A 12,205-nucleotide genomic window follows, 5' to 3' on the forward strand; every position below is an offset into this window, starting at 1 on the left:
TCCAAGGGGCGATGGCCGAATTGCGATGAACCGCCGTTAACAGCCACTGATCGCCGGTCACAGCCTTCCTCCCCTTGCAGGGGAGGTGGCAGGCCGTCAGGCCTGACGGAGGGGTGTCCCGCCCTCGATAGGGGAACACCCCTCCACCATGCGTCCTTACCGCGCCGTCACCGCCGACTGATCGACCGGCACCACCGGCATCCACACCCGGCTGGCATTCGCCCCGCCGCGCTCCAGCGTGATCGTCGCCTTGCGATAGTCACCGGGCTTGGCGGTAAAGATGTTGGGCACGAAGGTCTGCGGGTTGCGGTCATAGAGCGGGAACAGGCTCGACTGGACCTGGATCATGATCCGGTGCCCCGGTTGGAACACATGGTTCACGGTCGGCAGGCGGAACTTATATTCCTGCACCTTGCCCGCCGGGATCGCGCTGGGGTTGGCGAAGCTCTGGCGATAGCGGCCGCGGAAGATGTCGAGGCTGATCGGCAGTTCATAGCCGCCCATCTTGGGGTCGTTGGCATTCTCCGCCGGATAGACGTCGATGATCTTCACCACGAAGTCGCCATCGGTGCCCGTCGTCCGCGCGAACAGGTCGGCGATCGGCGCGCCCGAGACACGCACCGCCTGGGTCAGAACGGGCGTGCTGTAGGTGACGACATCGGTGCGGCCATCGACATGACGCTGATCGCTGACGAGCCAATCACCCCAGCGGCCATCGTTGAAGTTCACCGGCCGCGAGAGATGCGGCACCGGATTGGCAGGGTCGGAGACATAGCTGTCCTGCCCCGCACCCGGCATCTGGAAGCTCAGCCCCTTGTCCGCCGACAGATAGAGCGGGGTCAGCGGCGCGGCGCACCCGCTCTGGCAGGCGAGCGGCCATTGGCTGAGCTTGTCCCAGTGATTTTCACCGGTGTTGTAGATCGCGGCCGCCGGCAGGTTCGCGGCCGGCCCGTCCTTCAGATACTGGTTGAACAGCGGCAGGACCATGTCCTCGCGGAACTGCCTGGCGGTGTCGCCATTCCACTGGAACGGCCCCAGGCTGGAGCCGGTGCGGTTGATCTGGCTGTGCCGCCACGGCCCCATGACCAGATGATTGTTGCCGATCTTGCCCTTGGCCTTCAGCGCTTCCCAGGCCGTGATCGCGCCGTACATGTCCTCTTGATCCCACAGCCCCTGTTCCCAGAGCGTCGGCACGTTGGACGGATTGGCCGCCAGCAGCTTGTCGAGCGCCTGCCCCTGCCAGTAATAGTCGTAGGACGGATGCTGGACGATGCGCTGCCAGAAGGGCAGCTGGTCGTAACCCGACTTCCGGGCCCAATCGTTTGCCGAGCCGTAACGGAAATTCTCGTAATCGTCATAGCCGCCGCTCGACGGTGCAGTCCCCTCGCCCTTATATCCGGTCTGCGACCCGATCCAGGCGATGTTGGCGAGGCGGAAGGCGCCGTAATGGAACCAGTCGTCGCCCATCCAGCCGTCGATCATCGGGCTTTCGGGCGCCGCGACCTTCAGCGCGGGGTGCGGGTTGAGCAGCGCCATGACGACGGTGAAGCCCTCGTAGGATGACCCGATCATGCCGACGCGGCCGTTGGATTCCGGCAGGTTCGCCTTGTTCACCAGCCAGTCGATCGTGTCATAGGCGTCGGTGACATGATCGACCTTGGTCGCGTTCAGCGGACCGATGACGGGGCGGGTGACGACATAATCCCCCTCCGAGCCGTATTTGCCGCGAATGTCCTGATAGACGCGGATATAGCCCGCCTTCACGAATTCCTCATCGGCCAGCGGCAGCGCCTCGATCATGCGGGTGCTGTCGGACCGCTTGGCGCGGCCCGCCGCATTATAGGGCGTGCGCGTCAGGACGATCGGGGCGTTGACCGCCCCCTTGGGCACGACGATGACGGTGTAGAGCTTCGTCCCGTCGCGCATCGGCACCATCACCACGCGCTTGTCATAATCGCGCTCGGCGACATTGGTCGGCGGGGTGAAGTTGGGCGGGATGTCGCTGACCGTCGAGTCCGTGACGACCTTCACCGGCGCGGCGGCGGGCGCGGGACGCTGCTGCGCCGTCGCGGGGGTCAGGATGGCGAGCGCGCTCGCGGCAAGCAGGCAGGTGCGGAGAGTCATGGACGAACGGAACCCCTCAAGAACCGGTGGATGCGCCATCGTGCCGTGCGCGTGACGGCACGGCAACCGGCAAGATGCTCGAACGATACATTGTTACATTTACCATGCAAGTCACGGCGATCGCGTCAGCCCGCTTTCCTTTGCCGCCCCTCGCCCATAGAAGGGTCGATCAAGGCATGACATTGCCATCGGTATCACGGGAGGATGCGGCCGAGTGACGATAGTGAAACGACGCGGTCCCGCCCATAGCGCGCTGGCCCGCGACATCGGTATCGCGATCGTCACCGGGCGGATCGCGCCGGGATCGACCCTGCCGGGTGAGGTCGAGATCGCCGAGCAGCGCGGCATGTCGCGTTCCGTGGTGCGCGAGGCGCTGCGCATGCTGTCGGCCAAGGGACTGGTGGTCAGCAAGCCCAAGGCGGGCACCCGCGTGCGCGAGCGGCTGGAGTGGAATCTCCTAGACCCCGACCTGCTGGCCTGGATGTTCGAGGGCGAGCCGCCCGCCGGCTTCGTCAACAGCCTGTTCCAGCTGCGCCTGATCGTCGAGCCGGCCGCCGCCGAGCTCGCCGCGCTCAGCCGCAACACGCGCCAGCTATCGCGCATGGGTGCCGCGCTGGAGGCGATGGGCGAACATGGCCTCCACACCGAACAGGGCCGCGCCGCCGACCAGCTGTTCCACAACATCATCCTGGAGGCGACCGGTAACGAGCTGCTGATCAGCCTGTCGGGCAGCATCGGCGCGGCGGTCCGCTGGACCACACTGTACAAGCATCGCGGCAGCCGGATGCCCCGCGACTCGATGCCCGAGCACCGCCAGCTCTTCGCCGCCATCGCCGAAGGCGACGCCACCGCCGCGCGCGCCGCGACGATCGTGCTGGTCGACCAGGCCCGAGAGGACACCGAACGCGCGCTGGCCAGCTAAGCTGCTAGATCGACATTCAGCTTATTCCTCCCCTGGAAGGGGAGGTGGCGGGCCGAAGGCCTGACGGAGGGGTGTCCCCGCTATCGAGAGGGCGACACCCCTCCACCATCCTTCGGATGGTCCCCCTCCCCTTTCAGGGGAGGAAAAGCCGTACAGCGGCCTCAATCCATCCGGCCTGTAAACATCCTATCATCATGGTTTAAAATCCGGCCCTCACCCCAACGGCCAGAGCGTCTTAAACGGCCGCGTCGCATCGGCTAGCGCATCCTCCCCCACGACCGCGCCTCCGGCGACCAGCGCCTTGCCCTGCACGAAGTCGCGCATCGTGTTGACGCAATCGAGCGCGATCACCTTGCCCGCACGAAGATAGACGATCGAGAAGCTCCGCGTCGCCGGATCGCCGCGCAGGATGGCGCGGTCATGCCCGATCGACAGCCCGACCGTCTGCAGTTTCAGATCATATTGGTTGGACCAGAACCAGGGCACCGCATGATAGGCCGCCTCACGCCCGGCGATCGTCCGCGCCGCTGTCGTCGCCTGATCATTGGCGTTCTGCACCGACTCCAGCCGGATTACCGCCCCGCCGGCAAAGTCGTTGGCGTGCGCGGCGCAGTCGCCGACCGCGAAGACATGCGGCAGGCTGGTCCGCCCCTGCGCATCGACGGTCACGCCATTGTCGCCGACAGCCCCTGCGGCAAGCAGCGGCGCGACCGCCGGCACGATACCGATCCCGACTATCGCCATTTGCGCAGGCAGCACCGTGCCATCCATCAGCCGGACACCGGTGACCACCCCCTCGCCCTCGAGACAGGTCACGCTTTCGTTCAATCGCACGGTCACGCCATGCGCGCGGTGCTCGGCCTCGTAGAAGCGCGACAACACCTCACCCGCGACGCGCGCCAATACGCGATCCTGTGCTTCGACGATCGTCACCTGCTTGTCGAACTTGGTCAGCACGGCCGCCGCCTCCAGCCCGATATAGCCGCCGCCGATGACCACGACATGCTCGACGCCGGGCAGTTCGGCGATCAGCCTGTCGACATCGGCACGCGTACGGACGCCGTGGACACCCGCCAAATCATGGCCCGCGCAGCTCAGCCGCCGGGCATGGCCGCCCGCCGCCCAGATCAGATGCTCATAGCCGATCACCGCGCCGGCGGCGGTCGTGACACACCGCGCGTCGGCATCCACCGCCGTGACTTCCTCGCCCAGACGCAAGGTGACGCCGCGTTCCTCCCAGAAGCGCTCGGGCCGGATCATGATCCGCTCGAACGGCTTGTCGCCCGCCAGATACTCCTTGGACAGCGGCGGGCGTTCATAGGGGGGATAGGCCTCCTCGCCGATCATCGCGATCGTGCCGGCAAAGCCCTCCTGCCGCAGCGCGATCGCCGCCTGCGCGCCGGCATGGCCGGTGCCGACGATCAGGACGTCATAGGAGGCGGGCGGGGTCGGGCTGTGCGTCATGCCCGTTCCCTAGAATGGAACCGGCCCGGCTGTCACCGGGCATGACAAAGCGTTGCGAGCGCGAAAGAGCATCTTCAATCGCGGGCTGCTTGCCGCTAGGGAGCGGGCAATTCTTCAGGAGACATCATGAGCAAGCTGCATCTCGTCTTCGGTGGCCGCGTCAGCGACCCGCAGACCCTGGACTTCGTCGATCCCGCCGCGCTGGAAGTGGTGGGCGTGTTCCCCGATTATGCCAGCGCCGAAAAGGCCTGGCGCGCCGCCGCGCAGCGGACGGTCGACGATGCGGAGATGAAGTTCGTGGTCGTCCACCTGCACCGCCTGCTGGAGCCGGCGCTCGACTGATCCTAGTTTTGGGCGAAGTTGAGGGCGTGGCCTTCGACTTCGCTCAGGCTGAACGGCGTTTGGGATTAGGAACTCTACCCATAAACCGCATCGCGCTCGTGCCGAGTGCCTGGTTGAGCCGCCCCCCTCCGCTCGCACTTAGCGAAGTCGAAGTGCACGGGAAAACGGTGGTCACTGGCCGAGGTTGGGTCGTAGCCTTCGACTGCGCTCAGGCTGAACGGCCGTTTGCGCTAAGCCCCAGCTCCGTTCGCACTGAGCGAAATCGAAGTGCATGGGAAAACGGTGGCCATTGTCGAGTCCGGGTCGTGGCCCGAAACTTCGCCGTGACCGAACAGCGCGGACGATAAAATCCCACCCGCCTCAGGCGTTACGATAACGCCACAACAGCAACGGCTTGGCGAAGACCAGCCCCGCCACGAACCCGCCGATATGCGCCGCGACCGCGATCGCGCCCATGCCCATCCCGGCATAGCCGATCAGCAGCTGGATACCGATCCAGCCCGCCGCCAGCCACAGCACATGCGTCAGCTCCGCCGACAGGCCGGCGATGCCGCGCGTCGCACGCCGTTGCCCGAAGAGCAGTGCATAGGCCCCGACGATCGCCGAGATCGCCCCGCTCGCGCCGATCATCGGCATGGGGGAATTGGGATCGGGAAAATACTGCGCGATCGCGGCGGCATAGGCGCCCACGACATAGAGGATCGCGATCCCGCGCGGCCCCAGCGCGCGCTCGGTCTGCGCGCCGCAATAGATCAGCATGATCAGGTTGAAAGCGATATGCGCGAACCCGCCATGGATCAGCGTGGCGGTCAGCGGCGTCAGGATGGTCGGCACCGCAAAACCGAAATCGGGGGGCAGCGCCGCCCCTTCGAAACGCAACGGGATGAACCCCGCGCCCACCGCCGCATCCGGCACCAGGCCGGTCAGGATCAGGAACAGCGACACGATCGCCGTGACGGCCGCGATGACCGTCGTCGCCCGTGCCGCTGTCCAGTTCATCGGATCAGATGAATTCGATCTTGCTGACGAGATAATAGCGGTCGCCCGACGGCACCGTCACCTCGACCTCTTCGTCCAGCTTGCGCCCGATCAGCGCGCGGCCGAGCGGCGAGTTGTAGCTGATCCGACCGGTCTTGGCGTCCGCCTCGGTCTGGCCGACGATCTGATACTTGACCGGCTTGTCATCCTCGTCGAGCAGCGTGACGGTGGCGCCGAACACGATCTTGTCGCCCGACAGGTCCTTCGGGTCGATGATCTGCGCACGGCTCAGCTTGTCCTCGATGTCGGCGATCGTCGCCTCCACCTGCCCCTGGCGTTCCTTGGCCGCATGATATTCGGCGTTTTCGGACAGGTCGCCGTGTGCACGCGCTTCCTCGATCGCGTCGACGATCAGCGGCCGCTCTTCTTTCAGACGCCGCAGGTCCTGGGTGAGCTTGTCATAGCCCTCCTGGAGCATCGGCATCTTTTCGACGGTCGCCATATTCCTAGTCCCCAATTCTTACGCATTCCCGGTACGGACCGCCCTCCCCAAGGGGACGAACGGCCCGCCAGCACATCATGTTCTCATGTCGGGATCAGTTGTGCGAACGCGAATAGTAGGATTGCAGGGGACGTACTTCAAGACCACGGGTGCCGGACGCCGCAATCGCCTTCGCCGCCTCGATGCTGGCGGGTGCCGTAGTGAAGTACGGAATCTTCTGCCCCAACGCGGCTTCGCGGATCGGCTTGGAGTCCTTCAGGCTCTGCCACCCCTCGGTCGTGTTGAAGATCAGGGTGATGCCGCCGTCCTTGATCCGGTCGACGATATGCGGACGCCCCTGCGCGACCTTGTTGATCTTCTCGACAGCGACTCCTGCGCGATCGAGATAATCGGCGGTGCCGCCGGTCGCGACGATCGCGAAGCCCGCCTCGGCCAGCATCCGGGCGGCGGGAACGATCTGTTCCTTGTCGCCGTCCTTCACGCTGATGAAGACCGCGCCTTCGGTCGGCAGGACCGTGCCCGCCCCCAGCTGCGACTTGGCGAAGGCGGTGGTGAAGTCGGGGTCGATGCCCATGACTTCGCCCGTCGACTTCATTTCGGGCGACAGCACCGGATCGACGCCGGGGAAGCGCGCGAAGGGGAAGACCGCTTCCTTGACCGCATAATAATCGATGTGGCGATCGATTGGCGGCAGGTCGGCCAGCTTCTCGCCTGCCATGACGCGCGCGGCGATCTTGGCGATGGGGGTGCCGATCGCCTTGGCGACGAAGGGCACGGTGCGGCTGGCGCGCGGATTGACCTCGATGAGGTAGACCTGGCCGTCCTTCACGGCGAACTGGATGTTCATCAGGCCGCGCACGTTCAGGCCACGCGCGAGCGCCTCGGCCTGGCGTTCGATCTCGGCGATGATCTCCGCCGACAGGCTGTACGGCGGCAACGAACAGGCCGAGTCACCCGAATGGACGCCCGCTTCCTCGATATGCTGGAGCACGCCCGCCACGACGACCTGATCGCCGTCGCAGATCGCGTCCACGTCCACCTCGATCGCGTCGCGCAGATACTGGTCGATGAGGACGGGCGCGTCGCCCGACACCTGCACCGCCGTCTGGATATAATCCTCCAGCTGCTGCGGGCCGTCGACGATCTCCATGGCGCGGCCGCCCAGCACGAAGCTGGGGCGCATCAGCACCGGATAGCCAACGCGATCGGCGACGATCAGCGCTTCCTCGCGGCTGCGCGCGATGCCGTTCTTGGGCTGGAGCAGCTTGAGGCTGTCGACCAGTGCGGCGAACTGCTCACGGTCCTCGGCCAGGTCGATGGCGTCGGGGCTGGTGCCCAGGATCGGGATACCGGCCGATTCCAGCGCGCGGGCGAGGTTCAGCGGGGTCTGGCCGCCGAACTGCACGATCACGCCGACGAGTTCGCCCTTCGACTTCTCGACATCCAGGATCGCCAGAACGTCCTCGGCGGTCAGCGGCTCGAAATAGAGCCGGTCCGAGGTGTCATAGTCGGTGCTGACCGTTTCCGGGTTGCAGTTGACCATGATCGTCTCATAGCCCGCATCCGCCAGCGCGAAGCAGGCGTGGCAGCAGCAATAGTCGAACTCGATCCCCTGCCCGATCCGGTTCGGACCGCCGCCGAGGATGACGATCTTCTTGCGGTCGCTCGGCACCGCCTCGTCCTCCGGCTCGCCGAAGGTCGGGGCTTCATAGGTCGAGTACATATACGGCGTCTTGGCGTCGAACTCGGCCGCGCAGGTGTCGATCCGCTTGAAGACCGGACGCACCCCCAGCTTCTGGCGATGCTCGCGCACCTCCTGCTCGGTCACGCCGCCGGTCATCATCTTGACGACCTCGTGGATCAGGCCCGAGCCGCGCGCGATGCCGCGATCCATGCCGCGCAGATTGGCCGACTGGAGCGCCAGATAGGCCAGCCGCTTGTCAGAGAAGCCCATCGCCTTCAAACGACGCATACCGGCCGCGTCCTGCGGCAGGCCGTTCTGCATGACCTCGGCCTCGGCCGCGACGATCTCGGCGATCCGCTCCAGGAACCAGGGATCGTACTTGGCGATCGCATGGACCTCGGCGACGGTGAAGCCTTCGCGCAGCGCCTGCGCGGCGATCAGCAGCCGGTCGGGCGTCGCCTTGGCCAGCGCCGCCTCGATCTCGGCACGGGGCGCACCGACCAGATGCTCGACATCGTTGAAGCCGCTCAGCCCCGTCTCCAGGCCGCGCAGCGCCTTCTGCATCGACTCGTGGATGTTGCGGCCGATCGCCATCACTTCGCCGACCGACTTCATCGCGGTCGAGAGCACCGGCTCCGAACCCTTGAACTTCTCGAAGGCGAAGCGCGGAATCTTGGTGACGACATAGTCGATCGTCGGCTCGAATGAGGCCGGGGTCGCGCCGGTGATGTCGTTCTCGATCTCGTCCAGCGTATAGCCGACCGCCAGCTTGGCCGCGACCTTGGCGATCGGGAAGCCGGTCGCCTTCGACGCCAGCGCCGAGGAGCGCGACACGCGCGGGTTCATCTCGATGACGATCAGGCGGCCGTCCTTCGGATTGACCGCGAACTGCACGTTCGAGCCGCCCGTCTCCACGCCGATCTCGCGCAGCACCGCCAGGCTGGCGTTGCGCATGATCTGATATTCCTTGTCGGTCAGGGTCAGCGCGGGCGCGACGGTGATCGAGTCGCCGGTGTGGACGCCCATCGGATCGATATTCTCGATCGAGCAGATGATGATGGAATTGTCGTTGCGATCGCGCACGACCTCCATCTCATATTCCTTCCAACCGAGGAGCGATTCCTCGATCAGCACCTCGGTCGTCGGCGAGGCGTCGAGCCCGGCGCGGACGATCGCGATGAACTCCTCGCGGTTATACGCGACGCCGCCGCCGGTGCCGCCCAGCGTGAAGCTGGGGCGGATGATGGCGGGCAGGCCGACCTTCTCCAGGCCCTCCAGCGCTTCCTTCTCGGAATGCGCGATCGCCGAGCGGGCCGATTCCAGCCCGATCTTCTCCATCGCGACCTTGAACTTCTGACGGTCCTCGGCCTTGTCGATCGCCTCGGCATCGGCGCCGATCATCTGGACGCCGAACTTCTCCAGCGTGCCGTCATGGAACAGCGCCAGCGCGGTGTTCAGCGCGGTCTGGCCGCCCATGGTCGGCAGGACCGCGTCGGGACGCTCCTTCTCGATGATCTTGGCCACGACCGCAGGCGTGATCGGCTCGACATAGGTCGCGTCGGCCAGCTCGGGATCGGTCATGATCGTCGCCGGGTTCGAATTGACCAGGACGATGCGATAGCCCTCTTCCTTCAGGGCCTTGATCGCCTGCGTGCCCGAATAGTCGAACTCGCACGCCTGACCGATGACGATCGGGCCTGCGCCGATGACGAGGATGGAGGAGATGTCGGTGCGTTTTGGCAAGATTAAAGTCCCATGTACTTCCGGACGATCGCAACCGCCTCTTCTGGGTTAATGTTAAAACTCTCTCGAGATTTGCCGCACTGATTCTTCAAGTCGCGCAAGTTCAGATGAGCATGAACCTGCTTTTCAATGTAGAAAGCCTGCTCATGAAACTCCTGAAAATGAACCTTTATACCACCGAGTCCAAAGGTTTGAAGCCAAAACTCGGCAGTTTGCTGGCGCCCCGATCCTCGGACAAGCAAATTCCCAGTCATACCAATCTTTGTATAGTAGGTGCCGCGCCTAGGATTGCCATGTTCATCGTAAAGGGCTTCCGCAGAAACGACGTACACAACTCCCGATGGGCTTGCCTTGGTAGGCCGCCCACTCAACGCAGCGACCCCACGAACCGCTCGAACAGATAGAAGCTGTCCTGCGGCCCCGGCGAGGCTTCGGGGTGGTACTGGACCGAGAAGGCCGGGCGGTCGGTCAGTTCGAGCCCCGCATTCGACCCGTCGAACAGCGACACATGCGTCTCGCGCGCGTTCGAAGGGAGCGTCTCGCGCTCGACCGCGAAGCCGTGGTTCATGCTGGTGATCTCGACCAGGCCGTCGGACAGGCGCTTGACCGGGTGGTTCGCGCCGCGGTGGCCCTGGTGCATCTTGGTGGTCTTGGCGCCGACCGCCAGACCCAGAAGCTGATGGCCCAGGCAAATGCCGAACAGCGGCTTGCCGGTCTCGAGCAGCTGGCGGATCACCGGCACCGCATATTCGCCCGTCGCCGCCGGATCGCCGGGGCCGTTGGACAGGAAGATGCCGTCCGGGTTCAGCGCCATCACATCCTCGTAAGAAGCGGTGGCGGGGACCACCGACACCTTCGCGCCCGCCTGAACCAGGTTGCGGAAGATGTTGTGCTTGCTGCCATAATCGATCGCGACGACGTGTGGGCGATCCTCGCCCTCCGCGCCTGCATAGCCGAAGCCTAGCCGCCACAGCCCGCCTTCGCGCGTCTCGCCCCAGCCATAATGCAGCTCGGTCGACACGTCCTTGGCGAGGTCCATGCCTTCCAGGCCGGGCCAGGCGCGTGCCTTCTCCAGCAGTGCGGCGATGTCGAACTCGCCCACGGCCGAATGGGCGATCACGCCGTTGGGCGCGCCGGCGGCACGGATACGGCGGGTCAGCGCGCGGGTGTCGATGCCCGCCAGGCCGATGCGGTTGTGCCGCGCCATCCACCCGGCGAGGTTCTCCATCGCGCGGAAGTTGGACGGGGCCGTCGGGTCCTCGCGGACGATCATGCCCAGCGCGTGCGGCGCGTCCGCCTCGATATCGTCGGGGTTCGCGCCGACATTGCCGATATGCGGGAAGGTGAAGGTGATGATCTGGCCCGCGAAGGACGGGTCGGTCATGATCTCCTGATAGCCGGTCATCGCGGTGTGGAAGCACACCTCGCCGACGGCATCACCCTCGACGCCGAAACCGCGCCCCCATAACACGTCTCCGTTCGCCAGAACGAGAACGCCCGTGGCGCCTTCAGGCTTTTCGGGCATGGCGAATGGCTTGGCGTCGGCCATGATCGGCGGGCACTCCTGCTAAAATGTCTGCAATGTCGCTAAGTGGCGTCCGCTAGGGCCATCGGGCGTTCGCGTCAACCGGTTCACGGAATTGGTTCCATCGGCTATCGTCCCCGCCTTTCAGACAAGACGGAAAAAACATGATTCGCGACGACATCAAGGCCGCGCAGGTGGCCGCCATGAAAGCGGGCGACAAGGAAAGCCGCGCGGCGATCAGCCTGATCCAGGCCGCCATCAAGAACCGCGACATCGAACTCCGCACCGGGACCACGCCCGCCGATGACGATATGGTCGTGATCGAAGTGCTGCAGAAGATGGTCAAGCAGCGCCGCGAATCGATTGCCATGTACGAACAGGGCGGTCGCCAGGAACTGGCCGATGCCGAAAAGGCGGAAGTGGCGGTGATCGAGCGCTTCCTGCCGCAGACGCTGACCGAGGATGAGACCAAGGCCGCCATCGAGGCGATCAAGGCGGAGATCGGGGCGAGCGGCATGAAGGATATGGGGCGCGTCATGGCCGAGCTGAAGGCGCGGCATGCGGCGGTGCTGGATATGAGCAAGGCGAGTGGATTGGTGAAGGCTTCGCTGGCGTAAGGTTGGGGAGTGGGGCGAGTGCGGGGTTTCGATCGCAAGCGGAGTCCCCTCCCCCAACCCCTCCCGCCTGCGGGAGGGGAGCCTGTTGCGCTTCGTGGAGAGGAATGCCCCCCGCCACAAACGCATCCCCTCCCGCAAGCGGGAGGGGACCGAGGGGAGGGCCCCCGGCCCTTCCGCGAAAACCGCCCGACGCGGAAGGCGCGAGAACTTAGGGTCCGGACCCAATAACTGGCTTCCGTTATGTGCGTGATGGTGATTCACTGCCTCTGTGAGGAGGCGGTGTGATGGCCGATTTCTTTTGGTT

10 protein-coding genes are annotated in these 12,205 nt (G+C 65.2%); 3 read left to right on the forward strand and 7 right to left on the reverse strand.

Annotated elements, in window-relative coordinates; translation table 11 throughout:
- Positions 1-156: 156 nt before the first annotated feature.
- On the reverse strand, positions 157-2,124 hold the full coding sequence (locus GGR48_RS17090; protein ID WP_183953045.1) for a CocE/NonD family hydrolase: 1,968 nt from the start codon (positions 2,122-2,124) through the stop codon (positions 157-159).
- 214 nt (positions 2,125-2,338) lie between these two features.
- Between GGR48_RS17090 and GGR48_RS17095 the strand changes: the two genes are divergently transcribed.
- Positions 2,339-3,046: an FCD domain-containing protein gene (locus GGR48_RS17095; RefSeq protein ID WP_183953046.1), complete on the forward strand. Its 708-nt coding sequence runs from the start codon at positions 2,339-2,341 to the stop codon at positions 3,044-3,046.
- 213 nt (positions 3,047-3,259) lie between these two features.
- On the opposite strand, the gene GGR48_RS17100 is transcribed toward GGR48_RS17095, so the two are convergent.
- Positions 3,260-4,510: an NAD(P)/FAD-dependent oxidoreductase gene (locus tag GGR48_RS17100; RefSeq protein ID WP_183953047.1), complete on the reverse strand. Its 1,251-nt coding sequence runs from the start codon at positions 4,508-4,510 to the stop codon at positions 3,260-3,262.
- Positions 4,511-4,636: 126 nt separating this feature from the next.
- Between GGR48_RS17100 and GGR48_RS17105 the strand changes: the two genes are divergently transcribed.
- Entirely contained in the window at positions 4,637-4,852 is a 216-nt protein-coding gene (locus tag GGR48_RS17105) for a DUF4170 domain-containing protein (protein WP_183953048.1), read from the forward strand.
- 360 nt (positions 4,853-5,212) lie between these two features.
- On the opposite strand, the gene GGR48_RS17110 is transcribed toward GGR48_RS17105, so the two are convergent.
- The 5 genes from GGR48_RS17110 to carA form a co-directional block, all read right to left on the reverse strand.
- Positions 5,213-5,851 carry a rhomboid family intramembrane serine protease gene (locus tag GGR48_RS17110; protein ID WP_183953049.1) on the reverse strand — a complete coding sequence of 213 codons (639 nt, stop codon included), beginning with the start codon at positions 5,849-5,851 and terminating at the stop codon, positions 5,213-5,215.
- A 4-nt stretch (positions 5,852-5,855) separates the two neighbouring features.
- The gene (gene greA / locus GGR48_RS17115) at positions 5,856-6,332 is read right to left on the reverse strand and encodes a transcription elongation factor GreA (protein WP_183953050.1); all 477 of its coding nucleotides are present in this window, start codon (positions 6,330-6,332) and stop codon (positions 5,856-5,858) included.
- Positions 6,333-6,426: 94 nt separating this feature from the next.
- Positions 6,427-9,759, reverse strand: a complete 3,333-nt coding sequence (gene carB, locus GGR48_RS17120) for a carbamoyl-phosphate synthase large subunit (protein ID WP_183953051.1) — start codon at positions 9,757-9,759, stop codon at positions 6,427-6,429.
- A gap of 2 nt (positions 9,760-9,761) precedes the next feature.
- Positions 9,762-10,091, reverse strand: a complete 330-nt coding sequence (locus GGR48_RS17125; RefSeq protein ID WP_183953052.1) for a GIY-YIG nuclease family protein — start codon at positions 10,089-10,091, stop codon at positions 9,762-9,764.
- A 35-nt stretch (positions 10,092-10,126) separates the two neighbouring features.
- Positions 10,127-11,308 carry a glutamine-hydrolyzing carbamoyl-phosphate synthase small subunit gene (gene carA, locus GGR48_RS17130; protein ID WP_183953053.1) on the reverse strand — a complete coding sequence of 394 codons (1,182 nt, stop codon included), beginning with the start codon at positions 11,306-11,308 and terminating at the stop codon, positions 10,127-10,129.
- A 140-nt stretch (positions 11,309-11,448) separates the two neighbouring features.
- On the opposite strand from carA, the gene GGR48_RS17135 reads away from it, so the two are divergent.
- Positions 11,449-11,901: a GatB/YqeY domain-containing protein gene (locus tag GGR48_RS17135; protein WP_183953054.1), complete on the forward strand. Its 453-nt coding sequence runs from the start codon at positions 11,449-11,451 to the stop codon at positions 11,899-11,901.
- Positions 11,902-12,205: the final 304 nt, after the last annotated feature.

Source organism: Sphingomonas pseudosanguinis, assembly GCF_014196255.1.
Lineage (GTDB): Bacteria > Pseudomonadota > Alphaproteobacteria > Sphingomonadales > Sphingomonadaceae > Sphingomonas > Sphingomonas pseudosanguinis.